The 16117-nt window shown below is 72.8% G+C and carries 17 protein-coding genes; 6 read left to right on the top strand and 11 right to left on the bottom strand.

Translation table 11 applies throughout. The annotated features are described in order from the left end of the window. Positions 1 to 12: 12 nt before the first annotated feature. Entirely contained in the window at positions 13 to 1155 is a 1143-nt protein-coding gene (locus ACNAVT_RS05280; RefSeq protein ID WP_416293340.1) for an acyl-CoA dehydrogenase family protein, read from the bottom strand. 167 nt (positions 1156 to 1322) lie between these two features. Here ACNAVT_RS05280 and ACNAVT_RS05275 point away from each other — a divergent pair, with 167 nt between their 5' ends. Genes ACNAVT_RS05275 through ACNAVT_RS05260 form a run of 4 tightly spaced genes read left to right on the top strand, consistent with a single transcriptional unit; the run spans position 1323 to position 5316 of the window. Beyond that, entirely contained in the window at positions 1323 to 2405 is a 1083-nt protein-coding gene (locus ACNAVT_RS05275; protein WP_416293338.1) for an ABC transporter ATP-binding protein, read from the top strand. Next, entirely contained in the window at positions 2392 to 3591 is a 1200-nt protein-coding gene (locus tag ACNAVT_RS05270; RefSeq protein ID WP_416293336.1) for an ABC transporter substrate-binding protein, read from the top strand. Before ACNAVT_RS05275 ends, ACNAVT_RS05270 begins: the two co-directional genes overlap by 14 nt. 1 nt (position 3592) lies before the next feature. Continuing rightward, positions 3593 to 4507, top strand: a complete 915-nt coding sequence (locus ACNAVT_RS05265) for an ABC transporter permease (protein WP_416293334.1) — start codon at positions 3593 to 3595, stop codon at positions 4505 to 4507. After that, positions 4504 to 5316, top strand: coding sequence for an ABC transporter permease (locus ACNAVT_RS05260; RefSeq protein WP_416293332.1), 813 nt, complete (start codon positions 4504 to 4506; stop codon positions 5314 to 5316). Before ACNAVT_RS05265 ends, ACNAVT_RS05260 begins: the two co-directional genes overlap by 4 nt. A gap of 11 nt (positions 5317 to 5327) precedes the next feature. Here the strand turns inward: ACNAVT_RS05260 and ACNAVT_RS05255 are convergent, their stop codons facing one another. From ACNAVT_RS05255 to ACNAVT_RS05245, 3 genes are all read right to left on the bottom strand, one after another. Continuing rightward, complete coding sequence (locus tag ACNAVT_RS05255) at positions 5328 to 6026, bottom strand: UdgX family uracil-DNA binding protein (RefSeq protein ID WP_416293330.1); 699 nt, start codon at positions 6024 to 6026, stop codon at positions 5328 to 5330. A gap of 65 nt (positions 6027 to 6091) precedes the next feature. Next, the gene (locus ACNAVT_RS05250; protein WP_416293328.1) at positions 6092 to 6220 is read right to left on the bottom strand and encodes a hypothetical protein; all 129 of its coding nucleotides are present in this window, start codon (positions 6218 to 6220) and stop codon (positions 6092 to 6094) included. 56 nt (positions 6221 to 6276) lie between these two features. Then, positions 6277 to 7617 (bottom strand): aminotransferase class I/II-fold pyridoxal phosphate-dependent enzyme, encoded by a 1341-nt coding sequence (locus tag ACNAVT_RS05245; protein ID WP_416293326.1) that lies wholly within the window; start codon positions 7615 to 7617, stop codon positions 6277 to 6279. Positions 7618 to 7656: 39 nt separating this feature from the next. On the opposite strand from ACNAVT_RS05245, the gene ACNAVT_RS05240 reads away from it, so the two are divergent. Next, positions 7657 to 8904, top strand: coding sequence for a bifunctional pyridoxamine 5'-phosphate oxidase family protein/GNAT family N-acetyltransferase (locus ACNAVT_RS05240; protein WP_416293325.1), 1248 nt, complete (start codon positions 7657 to 7659; stop codon positions 8902 to 8904). Next, complete coding sequence (gene leuE, locus ACNAVT_RS05235; RefSeq protein ID WP_416293323.1) at positions 8901 to 9569, top strand: leucine efflux protein LeuE; 669 nt, start codon at positions 8901 to 8903, stop codon at positions 9567 to 9569. Before ACNAVT_RS05240 ends, leuE begins: the two co-directional genes overlap by 4 nt. A 16-nt stretch (positions 9570 to 9585) precedes the next feature. Here leuE and ACNAVT_RS05230 read toward each other — a convergent pair whose 3' ends face one another. The 7 genes from ACNAVT_RS05230 to ACNAVT_RS05200 all read right to left on the bottom strand — a co-directional run bounded on the left by ACNAVT_RS05230 (position 9586) and on the right by ACNAVT_RS05200 (position 16086). Then, positions 9586 to 10512, bottom strand: a complete 927-nt coding sequence (locus tag ACNAVT_RS05230) for a sporulation protein (protein ID WP_416293321.1) — start codon at positions 10510 to 10512, stop codon at positions 9586 to 9588. Positions 10513 to 10753: 241 nt separating this feature from the next. Continuing rightward, positions 10754 to 11818, bottom strand: a complete 1065-nt coding sequence (locus ACNAVT_RS05225; protein ID WP_416293320.1) for a hemolysin family protein — start codon at positions 11816 to 11818, stop codon at positions 10754 to 10756. Continuing rightward, entirely contained in the window at positions 11815 to 13170 is a 1356-nt protein-coding gene (locus ACNAVT_RS05220; protein WP_416293319.1) for a hemolysin family protein, read from the bottom strand. Before ACNAVT_RS05220 ends, ACNAVT_RS05225 begins: the two co-directional genes overlap by 4 nt. 162 nt (positions 13171 to 13332) lie before the next feature. Continuing rightward, complete coding sequence (gene mnhG, locus ACNAVT_RS05215) at positions 13333 to 13662, bottom strand: monovalent cation/H(+) antiporter subunit G (protein ID WP_416293317.1); 330 nt, start codon at positions 13660 to 13662, stop codon at positions 13333 to 13335. Continuing rightward, a complete protein-coding gene (locus ACNAVT_RS05210; protein ID WP_416293316.1) occupies positions 13662 to 13925 on the bottom strand; it encodes a monovalent cation/H+ antiporter complex subunit F in 264 nt (87 codons plus the stop codon). Before ACNAVT_RS05210 ends, mnhG begins: the two co-directional genes overlap by 1 nt. After that, a complete protein-coding gene (locus tag ACNAVT_RS05205) occupies positions 13922 to 14584 on the bottom strand; it encodes a Na+/H+ antiporter subunit E (RefSeq protein WP_416293314.1) in 663 nt (220 codons plus the stop codon). The genes ACNAVT_RS05210 and ACNAVT_RS05205 overlap by 4 nt, the downstream gene beginning before the upstream one ends. Next, positions 14581 to 16086, bottom strand: a complete 1506-nt coding sequence (locus ACNAVT_RS05200) for a Na+/H+ antiporter subunit D (protein WP_416293312.1) — start codon at positions 16084 to 16086, stop codon at positions 14581 to 14583. Before ACNAVT_RS05200 ends, ACNAVT_RS05205 begins: the two co-directional genes overlap by 4 nt. Between the last annotated feature and the right edge of the window lie 31 nt (positions 16087 to 16117).

The raw sequence follows: 16117 nt of genomic DNA, 5'->3' as shown, positions 1-16117 counted from the left end.
ACCCGGTTTCGGTCAGAGGCCCAGACCTCGGCCGATGATCTCCTTCATGATCTCGGTGGTGCCGCCGTAGATGGTCTGCACCCGGCCGTCCAGCCAGGCCTTCGCCACCGGGTACTCCAGCATGAAGCCGTAGCCGCCATGCAACTGGAGGCAGCGGTCGGCGACCTTGTTCTGCAGTTCGGTGGTCCACCACTTGGCCTTCGCCGCGTCGGTCACCGAGAGCCGACCGGCGTTGAACTCGGCGACGCAGTGGTTGACGAAGGTTCGCGCGATGGTGACCTCGGTGTCCAGCTCGGCCAGGAGGAAGCGGTTGTGCTGGAACGCCCCGATCGGCCGGCCGAACGCCTCCCGGGAGCGGGCGTGGTCGAGGGTGAGCGCGAGCAGCCGCTCCGCCGCCGCCACCGCGGCGACGGCGATGCTCAACCGCTCCCGGGGCAGGTTGGCCATCAGGTGGTAGAAGCCGTGGTTCTCGGTGCCGATCAGGTTCTCGGCCGGGACCCGGCAGTCGTCGAAGAAGAGCTCCACGGTGTCGTTGGCCTTCAGCCCGACCTTCGCCAGGCGTCGGCCGCGGCTGAAGCCCGGGGTGCCGGTCTCCACCGCGATCAGGCTCACCCCGTGCGCGCCCTGGTCCGGCGCCGTCTTGGCGACCACCACCACGAGGTCGGCCAGCTCCCCGTTGGTGATGAAGGTCTTCTGCCCGTTGAGGACGTACGAATCGCCGTCGCGGACCGCTCCGGTACGGACGCCGGCGAGGTCGGAACCGGCACCGGGCTCGCTCATCGCGATCGCGGTGACCAGGTCACCGGAGCAGAAGCCGGGCAGCCAGCGCTTGCGCTGATCCTCGGTGGTCAGCTCGGTGAGGTACGGCGCGACCACGTCGTTGTGCAGGCCGAACCCGAGGCCGGAGCAGCCGGCCGCGACGATCTCCTCGTCCAGTACGGCGTGGAACCGGAAGTCGCGCTGGCCGCCGCCGCCGTGCTCCTCGTCGACGTCCATGCCCAGCAGCCCGGCGGCACCGGCCCTGCGCCACACCGCCCGGTCCACGATCCCGTCGGCCTCCCAACGCTCGTGGTGCGGCACGGCCTCCCGGGCGAGGAACTCGCGGCACAGGTCGCGGAACTCCTCGTGCACGGGCTCGTAGAGATGCTGCTCCATGGCGATGAGTGTGCCCGCCGGACCGGTGGGCGGGAAGAGCCGGCGACAAAGGACCCAAGCCCCGAGGGTCTTGACGACGCTATCCGTTGCGGCTTTATTCTCACGACACGATTTCCGTGGACCTTGGTCCGCTCGTGCAACGTTAACCGTAGGACTGAGGAGCGCCCATGTCAGCTGGGCCGGCCACTCCCGCCGTCGCCCTTCGCGGCCTGCGTAAATCGTTCGGCGCGGTGGAGGCGGTGGCCGGCGTCGATCTGGAGATCGATGACGGCGAATTCTTCTCCATGCTCGGGCCGTCCGGCTCGGGCAAGACCACCGTGCTCCGCATGATCGCCGGATTCGAGCCGCCGACCGCCGGGACGGTCCTGCTCGGCGGGCGCGACGTCACCCGGCTGGCCCCGTTCGAGCGCGACGTCAACACCGTCTTCCAGGACTACGCGCTCTTTCCGCACCTGACCGTGCGGCAGAACATCGAGTACGGCCTGCGGGTCCGGAAGGTGGGCCGCGCCGAGCGGCGCGAGCGGGCGGCGGAGGCGCTGCGCAGCGTACGCCTCGACGGGCTGGCCGACCGGCGACCGGCCGCGCTCTCCGGCGGGCAACGCCAGCGGGTCGCCCTCGCCCGCGCCCTGGTAATCCGGCCGAAGGTGCTCCTGCTCGACGAGCCGCTCGGCGCACTGGACCTGAAGCTGCGCGAGCAGATGCAGGTCGAGTTGAAGGCGCTCCAGCGGGAGGTCGGGATCACCTTCGTCTTCGTCACCCACGATCAGGAGGAAGCGCTCACCATGAGCGACCGGGTGGCGGTCTTCGACAATGGACGGCTCGCCCAGGTGGGGACGCCGGCCGAGGTCTACGAGCGGCCCGCCACCCCGTTCGTCGCCGGCTTCGTCGGCACCTCCAACCTGCTCAGCGGCGACGCGGCGCGGGCCGTGCTCGGCCGGGATGGCACCTTCTCGGTACGGCCGGAGAAGATCCGGCTCGACGGCCCGGCCGCGAGCGCGGAGGAGACGTCGGCCACCGGTCGGGTGGCCGAGGTCGTCTACGCCGGGGCAACCACCCGGTTCGTCGTCGACCTCGACGCCGGCGCCCGGCTGGTCGTGACGCAGCAGAACCTGACCACCTCCTCGGCCGACGTGGCGGCACTGCGCGGCACCCCGGTCCGCCTGGCCTGGCGCACCGAGCACGCCGTTGCCGTACCCGAGCCCGTGGTGCCGAGCCCCCTCATTAAGGAGAGCGCACATGCGTACCGGTAGAACATTGACCGCGCTCACCGCGGTCGGCCTGCTCGCCCTGACCGGCTGCGGCGACGGCGGCGGGAACGCCGGCGGATCCGGCCCCGGCGGCATCAAGCCCCCGTCCGTGCCGAAGCTGAGCAGCCTCGGCGCGGGCGAGGGCCAGGTCAACATCGTCGCCTGGGCCGGGTACGTCGAGGACGGCTCCACCGATCCGAAGGTGGACTGGGTCACCGACTTCGAGAAGGAGACCGGCTGCCAGGTCAACGTCAAGGTCGCGGGCACCTCCGACGAGATGGTGACCCTGATGAAGACCGGCGACTACGACGTGGTCTCCGCCTCGGGAGACGCCTCGCTGCGGCTGATCTACGGCGGGGACGTGGCGCCGGTCAACACCGACCTGGTCAGCAACTACAAGGACGTCTTCGACGGGCTCAAGCTGAAGCAGTGGAACTCCGTGGACGGGGTGGCCTACGGCATCCCGCACGGGCGCGGCGCCAACCTGCTGATGTACCGCACGGACCTCGTCAAGCCGGCCCCGACGTCGTGGGGCGCGGTGTTCGACGCCAACTCGCCGTACAAGGGCAAGATCACCGCGTACGACTCGCCGATCTATCTCGCCGACGCGGCGCTCTACCTGATGAAGCACCAGCCGGAGCTGGGCATCAAGAACCCGTACGCGCTGGACGACAAGCAGTTCACCGCGGCCGTGGACCTGCTGAAGAAGCAGAACGCGACGATCGGCGAGTACTGGTCGGACTACACCAAGGAGGTGCAGGCCTTCAAGACGGGCAACTCGGTGCTGGGCACCACCTGGCAGGTGATCGCCAACCTGGCCCAGGCCGACAAGGCGCCGGTCGAGGCGATCCTGCCCGAGGAGGGGTCGACCGGGTGGTCCGACACCTGGATGGTGTCGGCGAAGTCGAAGCACCCGAACTGCGCGTACCGCTGGATGGACCACATCGTCTCCCCGAAGGCCAACGCCGCGGTGGCGGAGTGGTTCGGTGAGGCGCCGGCCAACCGGCTCGCCTGCGCGCAGACGGCCGACAAGAACCACTGCGCGACCTACCACGCCGAGGACGAGGCGTACTACGAGAAGGTCTGGTTCTGGAGCACGCCGGTGGCCCAGTGCCTCGACGGGCGCAAGGACGTGACCTGCAAGGACTACGCGGCCTGGACCCAGGCCTGGACCACCGTCAAGGGCTGAGGTGGCCACCTCGACGCTCGACCGGTCCGCGGGCGGCGCCTCGGCCGTCCGTGGGCCGGTCCGCCGGCTCTCGGCGTGGCTGCACCGGCACGCCGGGGTCCGCCTCGCCGCCCTGCTCGCCGCGCCGCTGTTCTGGCTGGTGGTGGCCTACCTGGGCTCGCTGGCCGTGCTGTTCGTCTCGGCCCTGTGGACCGTCAACGGCTTCACCGGGGAGCTCGTCCGGCAGCCGACCCTGGCCAACTTCCGCACCATCGTCACCGACGAGGTCTACCGGACGGTCGCGCTGCGCAGCATCGGCACGGCCGCGGCGGTGACCGTGATCGACGCGCTCATCGCCCTGCCGATGGCCTTCTACATGGCAAAGGTCGCCCGCCCCCGTTACCGACGCTGGCTGGTGATCGCCATCCTCACCCCGCTCTGGGCCAGCTATCTGGTCAAGGCGTACGCCTGGCGGGTGCTGCTGGCCAACGGAGGGCCGGTGGACTGGCTGCTCGGGGGGCCGGGCCGCGGACCCGGCTACGGGCTGACCGCCACCGTGCTGGTGCTGGCCTACCTGTGGTTGCCGTACATGATCCTGCCCATCTACGCCGGCCTGGAGCGCCTGCCCGACTCGCTGCTGGAGGCGTCGGCGGACCTCGGGGCCCGGGCCGGCCGGACCTTCCGGAAGGTGGTGCTGCCGGTCATCGTCCCGTCGGTGATCGCCGGTTCGGTCTTCACCTTCTCGCTCTCGCTGGGTGACTACATCACCGTCCAGATCGTCGGTGGCAAGACCCAGCTCATCGGCAATCTCGTCTACGCCAACATCGGGGCGGCGAACAACCTGCCGTTCGCGGCCGCGCTGGCCACCATCCCGGTTCTGATCATGGTCATCTACCTGGTCGCCGTGCGGCGGTCCGGGGCTCTGGAGGAGTTGTGACGCTCTCCCGGTCGGCCCGCTGGCTGCTGCGCGGCGCGATGGCGCTCGGCCTGGCCTTCATCTACCTGCCGCTGGCGATCGTCCTGGTCAACTCCTTCAACGCCGACCGCACCTTCACCTGGCCGCCACCCCGCTGGACGACGGAGTGGTGGGCGCGCGCGTGGGACAACGCGGGCGCGCGGGAGGCGCTGTGGATGTCGGTCAAGGCCGGGCTGGGCGCCACCGCCATCGCGCTGGTGCTCGGCTCGCTGGTCGCGTTCGCCGTGCAGCGGTACCGGTTCTTCGGCCGTGGGGCCGTGTCGCTGCTGGTCGTACTGCCGATCGCGTTGCCCGGCATCGTCACCGGCATCGCCCTGGACACCGCATTCCGCTCGGTGCTGGCGCCGCTGGGCGTCGGCAAGGGCCTCTTCTCGGTGATCGTCGGGCACGCGACGTTCTGTGTCGTGGTGGTCTACAACAACGTGCTGGCCCGGCTGCGCCGGATGGGCGGCAACCTTCAGGAGGCGTCGGCCGACCTGGGCGCCGACGGGCTGCAGACCTTCCGGTACGTCACGCTCCCGGTCATGCGCTCGGCGCTGCTGGCCGGCGGGCTGCTGGCGTTCGGGCTCTCCTTCGACGAGATCATCGTCACCACGTTCACGGCCGGCCCGGGCGTGCAGACGCTACCCATCTGGATCTTCAGCAACCTGTTCCGACCGAACCAGGCACCGGTCATCAACGTGGTGGCCGCCGTGTTGATCGTCGCCTCGGTGGTGCCCATCTACCTCGCCCAGCGGGTCTCGGACACGGCCAGCGGCGGTCGCCTCTGACAGGGAGGTCTTCACCGCAGGGCGCGGGCGGCGACCTTCAGGTCCGCGACCAGGCCCTCGTACGCCACGCTCTGGTTGTCGGCCCGCAGCACCGCGGACGGGTGGATGGTGGCCAGCAGCCGGGCCTCCGGGGCGTCGGCCACCTTTCCGGCGCTGTCCACCGGCACCCGCTTGAAGTCCTCCGGGCGCTGGGCGGCCTCCGGCCAGGGCAGCAGCTCCCCGCGCTGCCTCGTCACCCGGAACGCCGGGCCCAGCAGGGCCTTGGCCGCGGTGGCGCCGAGCACCACCACGACCTCGGGGTGCAGCCGGGCGAACTCGGCGACCAGCCAGGGCCGGCACGCGGTGATGTGCACCCGGTCCGGCGACTGGTGGATCCGCCGCTTCCCGCGCAGCTCGAACCGGAAGTGCTTGACCGCGTTGGTCAGATAGATGTGGCCGGGGTCGATGCCGGCGTCGTCCACCGCCCGGCGCAGCAGCCGGCCCGCCGGCCCGACGAAGGGCAGGCCCTTCTGATCCTCCATGTCGCCGGGCTGCTCACCGACGAAGACCACCCGGGCGCTCTCGTCGCCCCGGCCGAAGACGGTCTGCGACGCGTCCCGGTAGAGCTCGCAGCCCCGACAGCCGGCCGCGGCCGTGCGTAGCTGGTCGATGGTGTCCGCCTGCGGCGGGATGAACTCCTGGGCTCCGGGCGCGCTGTCGGTCTCGACCATGCCGACTCTTATACCGGTTTCGGCATCGACGCCGGTTGCCGGCCCGCGTGCGGCACGATCCGGCATCAGTAACCGCCGCCGCCACCGAGGCGCGAGGCCAGCGCGAATCCGATGACCACCAGGATGATCACCACCACCACTACCGCCACGCCGATCCAGAGGCCCGTCCGGGACCCGTTCGATGCCATGGTCATCCGCCTCCCGGGTCGGGGTTACCCGTCCGGGGCCGCGCCATGCTGCCGCCCGGAGGTCAGGCGGTGTATCCGGCCGACGCGACGGGGCGCACCGCCCGGGCCACCGCGTCGGCGAACGGGGCGAGGTCGGCCTCGTCGAGGGAGCTGACGGTGATCCGTACCCCGGGGGCGGCGGCGATCCGGTTCAGCGCGCCGGGGGCGACGGACCAGCCCGCGTCGCGCAGCGCGGTGACCGCCACCGTCTCGTCCGGCACGGGCACCCAGACGTTGATCCCGGTCCGGCCGTGGGCGGCCAGCCCCCGCGCGGCCAGCGCGTCGACCAGCCCACCCCGCCGCCGCTCGTAGCTCTCCGCCGCCCGGCGCACCAGGTCCGTGGTGGCCGGGTCGCGCCAGAGCGCCAGGACCAGGCGTTGCAGCACGGTGGAGACCCAGCCGGCGCCGACCCGGGCCCGGCCGGCCACCCGGGCCACCGTGGCCTCGTCGCCGGCGAGCACCGCGAGCCGCAGGTCCGGGCCGTAGGGCTTGCTCACCGACCGGACGAAGGCCCAGGCCGGGGTCGCCCCGGCCAGCGGGTGCACGGGTACGCGGGCCAGCTCGGCGGCGTGGTCGTCCTCGATCAGCAGCAGGTCGGCGCGGCCGGCGAGCAACGTACGCAGGGCGACGGCCCGGTCGGCGGAGACGGCGGCGCCGGTCGGGTTCTGGGCCCGGCTGGTGACGATCAGTGCGCGGGCGCCGGCGGCGAGGGCGGCCCGGACGCCCGGCTCGGTGGGGCCGTCGTCGTCGACCGGCACCCCGATGACGCGCAGCCCGAGCGCGGCGACCAGGTCGAGCAGGTTGGCCCAGCCGGGGTCCTCGACCGCGACCGCGTCGCCGGGTCGCAGGTGGGCGGCGAGCAGGCGCTCGATGCCGTCGAGCGCGCCCCCGGTCACGGTGATCTCCTCGGCCGGTACGCCGTCCGCGGCGAGCCGCTCGCGGGCCGCCGCGGCCAGCTCGGGCAGGACGGCGGCGGCCGCGTATCCACCGGGGCGGCCGAGCTCGGCGGCGAGCGCGGCCAGGTGCGGGCCGAGCGGCGGCAGCAGCCGGCTGTCGGGCTCCCCGGCGGAGAGGTTGCGGGCACCGGGCAACGGGGGCGGCATCAGCGCGGCGCGGCGGGTGGCCAGCGGCGGGCGGGGGCGGACCCGGGTGCCGTGCCGGCCGGCGGTGACGACCAGACCGCGTTGCCGCAGCTCCTGGTAGGCCTTCGCGACCGTGGCCGGGCTGACCGCCAGCTCGGTGGCGAGGGCGCGAACGGCGGGCAGGGTGTCGCCCGGGGCGAGGGTGCCGGTGCGGATGCCGGTTTCGACGCTGGCCGAAATGGCCGACGACGACGACCCGGTGATCTGATAACGTGCTGCCACAGTTCGAGGATTGTACTAGAACAAAGGTGGGACTGTCGCATGTACTCCCGGACCGAACGGACCACCGCCACCCGGATGCGCGACCGGATGAGCTACGACGAGGCCGCCGCGCACGCCGCGCTGGACGAGGCGTACCACTGCGCGCTGTCGTTCGTCGTCGACGGTGAGCCGCGCGTGCTGCCCACCCTGCACGTCCGCGTCGGCGACACCCTCTACCTGCACGGCTCCACCGGCAGCCGACCGCTGCTCGCCGCCCGCCGCGGGGACGGGCTGCCGGTCTGCGTCGCGGTGACCCACCTCGACGGCCTGGTGTTCGCCCGGTCCCAGTTCAACCACAGCGCCAACTACCGGTCGGTGGTCGTCCACGGCACCGCCCGCCTGGTGACCGACGAGCGGGAGAAGGCCGAGGTGCTCACCGCGCTGGTGGAGAAGGTGGCCGCCGGACGCAGCGCGGACAGCCGGCCACCGAGCCGGCGGGAGTTGGCCGAGACGGCCATGCTGGCGCTGCCGCTGCGCGAGGTGTCGGTCCGCGCCCGGGCCGCCGGGGCCAACGACGAGCCCGCCGACCTCGACCTGCCGTACTGGGCGGGAGTGGTGCCGCTGCGGCTCACCGCCGGCACGCCCGAGCCGGCCGCCGGGGTGGCCGCGCCGGTGCCGGCATACCTGCGGCCGGCCCGCTCGCCGTGGCTGGAGCCGGTGGTGCTGCGCGGCGAGCACGTGGTGCTGGAGCCGCTCGACCTGTCCCACGCCGAGGAGCTGTACGCCGCCCTCGACGACGAGGAGGTGTGGCGGTACATCGGCAGCCCGCGCCCGCGATCGGTGGCCGAGATGACCGGGTACGTCCGGTCGGCGCTGGACGCCCACCTGCGCGGCGTCCGGACGCCCTGGGTGCAGCGGTGCGCGGCGACCGGGGCGGTGGTCGGCACCACCTCCTACTACCAGCCGGACGAGGACCTGCGGACGGTGGAGATCGGCTTCACCCAGCTCGGGCGGGCGTGGTGGCGCACCGGGATCAACACCGAGGCGAAGCTGCTGCTGCTCACCCGGGCCTTCGAGGAGCTGGACGCGACCCGGGTCACCTGGCAGACCAGCACGCTCAACGAACGCTCGCAGGGGGCCATCGAGCGGCTCGGCGCCACCCGGGAGGGGACACTGCGCGCCAACCGCCGGCGGGCCGACGGGACCTGGCGGGACTCCGCGCTCTACTCGATGCTCGCCGCGGAGTGGCCCAGTGCACAGACCAGGCTGCGGGAAAGGCTTCGCCCAGTGGCACCCGCGGCGTCATGATGTCCCACGTGCTGGGCATCACTGACATCTGGACGTACGTGCTGGGGACCGTGGCGATCGTGCTGCTGCCCGGGCCGAACTCGCTCTTCGTGCTCTCCACCGCCGCCAAGCGCGGCGTACGGGCGGGCTACCGGGCCGCCGGCGGGGTGTTCGTCGGCGACTCGGTGCTGATGATCCTTTCCGCAGCCGGCGTGGCGTCGCTGCTCAAGGCGTACCCGCCGCTCTTCCTGGTGATCAAGTACGCCGGCGCCGCGTACCTCGGCTACGTGGGGCTGACCATGCTCCGCGGCGCCTGGCGGCGCTGGCGCGACCGCAACGACCCGGCGACGCCGCGACTGATCGACGCGGCGGAGCCGGCGGTGCTGCGCAGCCCGTTCCGGCGGGCGCTGGTGGTCAGCCTGCTCAACCCGAAGGCGATCCTCTTCTTCATCTCCTTCTTCATCCAGTTCGTCGATCCCGGCTACGCCTGGCCGGCGCTGTCGTTCCTGCTGCTCGGGCTGATCGCCCAGGTGACCAGCGCGCTCTACCTCACCGCGCTGATCTTCATGGGCACCTTCCTGGCCGCCCAGTTCCACCGCCGTCGGCGCTTGGCCGCGAGCGGCACCACCGCCATCGGGGTGCTCTTCCTCGGCTTCAGCCTCAAGCTCGCCACCGCCTCGGTCTAACGACGCCGCGGCCGGGTCAGATGCCGCCGCCGTTCCCGCTGGAGATGCCGCCGGTGCCACCCGCCGTGCCCTGGAGGCCGAAGCCAGGGGCGACCGGTTCGTCCGGCGGGCGGCTGACGTGCGCGGACTCCCGGATGGTGGCGGACCAGTCGGAGTGGGCGGCGGCTGCGGCGTGCCGGTTGATCGCGTGCCGCAGCCAGCCGTCGACGGTGGCGACCCAGTCCCGTCGCTCGGCCCCGGCGTGCCAGACCCGGAACCGGCTGATGCTCTGGTGGGTGACCCCGGCCAGGGAGAGCCGGCGGTCCAGCCAGAGCAGCACCTCCAGCCCCGCCGCGTTGGTCACGAAGATCACCTCCAGCTCGGTCATCGGGCCGGCGTACAGCGGCGCCACCCAGTAACCGAGCCGCTCATGGAACGGCAGCGTCTGCTCCACCGCGGGCAACCGGCCGTGCTGGAGGCCCGCCTGCCGCATCACGAAGCCGAGGGTGTCCAGCGCGGCGAGGACGTGCTGCTGGGTGGGGAGCGGGTGGACGAAGACCGGCACCATCGCGCCCTGGTCCAGATCGGGGTCGACCGACACCTCGGTACGCAACCCGGTACGCAGGCTCATCAGCGGCACCCCACCGAACGTGGTCACCGGCGTCTCCCAGGGCAGCGGGAACGCGAAGTCGACCGCCCGGCGCCGCCCGGCCGGCACCACGAACCGGCCGGCCACCGGCACGTGGTGGTACTGCACCAACCGGCGCGGCGCCTCCGGATCCTCCGGCTCGACCTGGGCGACCAGCCCGAGCCGGACGTGCCGGACCGGCACGTCCTCGCCCCCGGCGGTGAGGGTCACCCGGCCGGGCAACCGCAGGCCCGGTCGGGTGCTGGGGTTGGGCAGGGTGGTGCTCACCGAGAGCCCGGTCCACACGGACTCCGAGGACACCCCGGTCAGCCGCACCCCGCGCCCCCGTCCCGGCCCGCCGCGCCCCCGCCCGACGGCGGCGCTCCTTCCAGGCGCACTTTCCCCACGAGCCCCCGCCCACTCCTCGCCCCACCCAGCCGCCCACCCGGGTGATCGACAGACGGGACAGATTCACGGAAAGAGTGGCGCTCCCACCCGGGGAGGCCACTCTTTCCGTGAAGTACGCGTCTTCCCGTGAAGTACGCACGGGCCACGGCCGGCGGACGCCGGCGCGCGGTCAGCGCAGGCGGCGGCCCCGGGGCACCGGGTCGGTCTCGTCGTCGAACTCGCCGATGACCTCCTCCAGCAGGTCCTCGAGGGCCACGAAGCCGATCGGACGGGTCGGACCGCCGCCGTTGCGGACCAGCGCCAGCTGGGCCTGCCGGCCGCGCATCGCCGCGACCGCCTCGGTGACCGACGCCTCACCGGGCAGGGTGAACGCCGGGGTCATCAGCTCGCCGGCGGTCGCCGTCCGGCCGGTGGTGACCGCCCGGACCGCCTCGCGTACGTGGACCAGGCCGCAGACCTCGCCGCCGGCGTCGAGGACGGCCAGCCGGGAGCGGCCGCTGTCCCGGGAGACGTGCTCGATCCGCTCGGCCGTGTCGTCCCGCCGGACCGTCACGATCCGGTCGAACGGCTCCATCACCTGGGCCACGGTGGTGCCCTGCAGCTCCAGCATGCTGGTCAGCATCTGGTGCTGCTCGGCGCCGAGCAGCCCGTGCTCGCGGGACTGCTCCAGCAGGATGCGCAGCTCGTCCGGGCCGTGCACCTGGGCGAGCTGGTCCTGCTGGCGTACGCCGACCAGCCGCAGGATCGCGTTGGCCATCGCGTTCAGCGCGGACAGCACCGGACGGGCGACCCGGGCGAAGGCCCGGAACGGCAGCGCCAGCAGCATCGCCGAACGCTCCGCGTCGGTGATCGCCCACGACTTCGGGGCCATCTCGCCGACGACCAGGTGCAGGAAGGTCACCAGGGCCAGCGCGAGCAGCAGGCCCACCGCGTGGCTCGCCGCCTCCGGCAGCCCGACGGCGTGCAGCACCGGGCTGAGCAGGCGCTCGATCGCCGGTTCGGCCAGGGCACCGAGGCCCAGCGTGCACAGGGTGATGCCGAGCTGCGCGCCGGCAAGCATCAGGCTCAGCTCGCGGACGCCGTCCAGCGCCGCGCGGGCCGCCCGGCCGCCGCCGGCCGCCATCTGTTCCAGGCGGTACCGCTTCGCCGCGACCAGGGCGAACTCGGCCGCCACGAAGAAGCCGTTGAGCGCCAGCAGCACCACGGAGAAGAACAACGCGAACCCGGGAGTCATGCCGCCTCCTCCCCGCGCTCGACGGCGGCCGTCCGGAGCCGGACGGAGTCGGCGACGTGCCGATCCACGGCCAGCACCTCGACCAGGGCGCGCGACTCCGCGTCCGGCTCGTCGCCGTCGACGGCGAGGCTGATCTCCAGCCGGTCGCCGACCTCGGGCACCCGACCCAGCTCCCGCATGACCAGCCCGGAGAGGGTGTCGTACTCGGGCGCCTCGGGCAGCGCGATGCCGGTGCTGTCGGCGACCTCGTCGATCCGCCAGCGGGCGGGCACCACCCAGGACCCGTCCTCCTGCCGCGCCGGGGCCCGTTCCGGCGGGTCGTCCTCGTCGCGGATCGGCCCGACCAGCTCCTCGGCGATGTCCTCCAGCGTGATCACGCCGGCGAAGCCGCCGTATTCGTCGACCACGCAGGCGAGCTGCCGGTGCCCGACCCGGAGCCGGTCCAGCACCGTCGGCAGCGGCAGCGTCTCCGGCACCAGCAGCGGGGGTACGGCCACCGCCGCGACCCGGGTGGCGGCCCGCTCGGCCGGCGGCACCCCGAGCACGTCGGCGATACCGACCACGCCGACGAGGTCGTCGACGCCCTCGGCGCCGCGGACGGGGAACCGGGAGTGGCCGGTGTCGAGCAGCTCGACGACCCGGCTGACCGGCTCGTCGGCCCGTACGGTGTGCACGTCGACGCGGGGGACCATGGCCTCCCCGGCGGTCAGCTCCCGGAAGTCGAGGCCCCGGTCGAGCAGGTCGGACATCTCGGCGTCGAGATGCCCCTCCTCCCGGGACTCCGCGATGATCTGTTCCAGGTCCTTCGGGGTGGCACCGCTGGGCAACTCCTCGATCGGCTCGATGCCGACCCGACGGAGCAGCCGGACGGCGGCCCGGTCGAACAGGGTGATCACCGGACCGGCGATCTTCAGGTAGATCAGGGTGGACCGGGCCAGCGCCCGAGCCAACGGCTCGGCGCGGGCGATGGCCAGGTTCTTCGGGGCCAGCTCGCCGAGGACCATCTGCACCACGGTGGCGATGATCAGGGCGAGCGCCACCGACATCGGCAGCGCGACGGCGGTGGAGACCCCGGCGAGGCCGAGCAGGCCGGCGAGCCCGGCACCCAGGTACGGCTCGGCGGCGTAACCGACCAGCAGGGCGGTCACGGTGATGCCGAGCTGGGCGCCGGAGAGCATGAACGAGAGCCGGCCGGTCACCTCCAGGGCCCGGGCGGCGGCCGCGTCGCCACCGTCGGCGAGCTGCTTGAGCTTGCCCCGGTCCACGGCGACGTAACCGAACTCCTGGGCCACGAAGTAACCGGTGGCGGCGGTGAGCACGATGATGAGAGCGAGTCCGACGAGGATCAACACGGGAGGCTCAGGGCTCCCGGGGTCGTCGGGGCGAGGGGCTGCCGGGCATGACCCGGCTGGCTACTGCTGCCCTCCTGGGCAGAAGAGTCGATCATGCAGCCATCTTATCGGCGTTGCCTGGACGCCCGCTGAAGGTGCCAGGAAGCCTCCCCGGCGTCCGGTTCACCGCCCGGCCAACTCGTCGACGTCCAGCAGGTCACGGTCGAACCGCCCCGACCGGTAGGCGGCCCGGCTGATCATCTGCGCGGCGACCGGCGCGGTGGCCAGTTGAAAGATCGCGACCAGCGCGATCATGCCCAGGTCCGACGGCGTACGCAGGCGCAGCGCCAGCCCGACGAGCAGCAGCAGCACACCGAGCACCTGCGGTTTGGTGGCCGCGTGCATCCGGCTCAGCACGTCGGGGAAGCGCAGCACACCGATCCCGGCGGCGAGGCCGAGCAGCGCCCCGGCCAGCAGGCAGGCCCCGCCAAGCCAGTCGGCGAGGATGCCCATCACGCCTCCTCGCGGACGGCGAAGCGGACCAGGGAGACCGAGCCGACGAAGCCGAGCAGGGCGAGCACCACCAGCACGGGCAGCGTGCCGGTGTGCCGGTTGACCGCCGCCTCGGCGCCGACCGCGCCGAGCATGCTGGAGAGCAGCAGGTCGGCGGCGACGACCCGGTCGAGCAGGGACGGCCCCCGGTAGATGCGGGCCAGGGCGAGCAGCGCGGTGACCGACAGCAGCACGGTCAGCGCGACGGCGAGGAAAATGGTCACGGGTCGGTCCTCCGGTCGGACGGTTCGAGGCTGAGCTGGCGTAGCTCCTCGGCGGAGCCGACGGCGCGGACGATGCGCCGTTCGACGGCGAGGACCCGCTCCCGGCTGCCGGTCAGGTCCTCGGGCCTCCGGACGTCGAGGACGTGCACGTAGAGGACGCCGCGGTCACGGTCCACCTCGAGGATCAGGGTGCCGGGAACGAGGGAGATCACCTCGGCGGTCAGGGCCAGGTTGAGGTCGGTGCGGACCCGCAGCGGCACCGCGAGGATCGCGCCGCGCGGCCGGCACCCGGGACGGACCGCGATGGCAGCGACGTGCACGCTGGCGCTGACCAGCTCGGCGAGGAAGGTGACCGCGAGGACGAGCAGCGCACCGGGGCGGAGCCGGCCGCCGAAGGTGACCGGCGGGAGCGGGAAGAACAGCAGCACGGCGGCGCCGACGAGAATGCCGCCGAGCAGGTTGCCCCAGGAGAGGTCTCCCCAGAGCAGCATCCAGATGGCCACCAGCCAACCGAGCGCGACGGCCTGGTCCCGCCGTCGCCCGCCACGCCCGACGGCCGGCGTCGGTCCATCGTCGGCTGCCGGCGGCCTGTCCGGCGGCCCGACCTCAGGCGGCGGCCCGCCGTGGGCCGGGGGCACGGGGGGCAGGTCGTCGGTCACCGGATGCCCGCCGGCAGGACGGCCTGGACGTACGGGGTGCGCTGGCGCAGGTCGGTGGCGGCGTCCGCGGTGACCCGGAAGAGCGGCCCGGCGGCCAGGGTCAGCGCCACGCCGAGTGCCACCAGGGCGGTGGTGGCGCCGACCATGAGCGCGGGCAGGCGGGCGGGCGGGCGGGAGGTGGCCAGTCGGGGCGACCGCCAGAACGCGATGTTCCACACCCGGGAGGCGATGTAGAGGGTGAGCAGGCTGGTCAGCGTCCCGGCGGCGACCAGCACCCCGGGCAGCACCCCGCCGGCCGCGACGCCCGCCTGGAGCAGGCCGAGCTTGCCGAGGAAGCCGGAGAACGGCGGGATGCCGGCCAAATTCATCGCCGGCACGAAGAAGAGCACGGCGAGCAGCGGGGCGATCCGGGCCAGCCCGCCCAGCCGCCGCAGGTCGGTGCTGCCGGCCCGCACCTCGACCAGGCCGGCGACCAGGAAGAGGGTGGTCTGGATGGTGATGTGGTGGACCACGTAGAAGATCGCCCCGGACAGGCCGGCGACGCTGCCCAGCGCCACCCCGAAGATCATGTAGCCGATGTGGCTGACCAGGGTGAAGGAGAAGAGCCGCTTCATGTCGTACTGGGCGACCGCGCCGAGGATGCCGACCAGCATGGTCAGTCCGGCCACCACCAGAAGCAGGTTCGCGACCTGGCCGCCGGGGAAGAGCAGGGTTTCGGCGCGGATGATCGCGTACACGCCGACCTTGGTGAGCAGGCCGGCGAAGACCGCGGTGACCGGGGCCGGCGCGGTCGGGTAGCTGTCCGGCAGCCAGGCGGAGAGCGGGAACACCGCCGCCTTGATGCCGAAGGCGAGCAGCAGCATGAGCTGCAAGGCCAGGCGTACGTTGCCCGGCAGGGCGTCCAGCCGCCCGGCGAGCTGGGCCATGTTCATGGTGCCGGTGGCCGCGTACACCAGACCCAGCGCGGTCAGGAAGATCATCGAGGAGAGGATGCTGACCACCACGTACGTCGGGCCGGTGCGGATGCGGGTCTCGGTGCCGCCGAGCATGATCAGCACGAAGCTCGCAGCCAGCAGGATCTCGAAGCCGACGTAGAGGTTGAACAGGTCCCCGGCCAGGAAGGCGTTGGCCACGCCGGCGGTGAGCACCAGGTAGGTGGGGTGGTAGATGCTCACCGGGGCGGTCTCGCCGGTCTCCCCGCGGCCGTGGCCGATCGAGTAGAGCAGCACGCAGAGGGTCACCGCCGAGGAGACCACCAGCAACAGCGCCGCCAACTGGTCGGCGATCAGCACGATGCCGACCGGCGCGGGCCAGCCACCCACCTGGACCACCACCGGCCCGTGCCGGTACGCCTCGACCAGCAGCAGCACCGCGACCGCCAGGGTGGCGGCGAGGCTGACCACGCTGACCGTCCGCTGCAACCGGGGCCGGTTGCCCAGGAGCAGGGTGAGCGCGGCGCCGAGCAGCGGTACCACCACCGGCAACGGCACCAGGACGCTCACTGGGCCACCTCTGTTCGCGACTGCGGGGCTC

The organism is Micromonospora sp. SL4-19 (genome assembly GCF_047921475.1).
Classification (GTDB): Bacteria; Actinomycetota; Actinomycetes; order Mycobacteriales; family Micromonosporaceae; genus Micromonospora.
This window is presented reverse-complemented; position numbering and strand designations above follow the sequence as displayed.

Bases quoted from the DNA above. Each gene is read 5' to 3' on its own strand.
- ACNAVT_RS05240 (WP_416293325.1), top strand. From the start codon at position 7,657: ATGTACTCCCGGACCGAACGGACCACCGCCACCCGGATGCGCGACCGG.
- leuE (WP_416293323.1), top strand. From the start codon at position 8,901: ATGATGTCCCACGTGCTGGGCATCACTGACATCTGGACGTACGTGCTG.
- ACNAVT_RS05275 (WP_416293338.1), top strand. From the start codon at position 1,323: ATGTCAGCTGGGCCGGCCACTCCCGCCGTCGCCCTTCGCGGCCTGCGT.
- ACNAVT_RS05270 (WP_416293336.1), top strand. From the start codon at position 2,392: ATGCGTACCGGTAGAACATTGACCGCGCTCACCGCGGTCGGCCTGCTC.
- ACNAVT_RS05255 (WP_416293330.1), bottom strand. From the start codon at position 6,026: ATGGTCGAGACCGACAGCGCGCCCGGAGCCCAGGAGTTCATCCCGCCG.
- ACNAVT_RS05280 (WP_416293340.1), bottom strand. From the start codon at position 1,155: ATGGAGCAGCATCTCTACGAGCCCGTGCACGAGGAGTTCCGCGACCTG.
- ACNAVT_RS05250 (WP_416293328.1), bottom strand. From the start codon at position 6,220: ATGACCATGGCATCGAACGGGTCCCGGACGGGCCTCTGGATCGGCGTG.
- mnhG (WP_416293317.1), bottom strand. From the start codon at position 13,662: ATGGGCATCCTCGCCGACTGGCTTGGCGGGGCCTGCCTGCTGGCCGGG.
- ACNAVT_RS05225 (WP_416293320.1), bottom strand. From the start codon at position 11,818: ATGACTCCCGGGTTCGCGTTGTTCTTCTCCGTGGTGCTGCTGGCGCTC.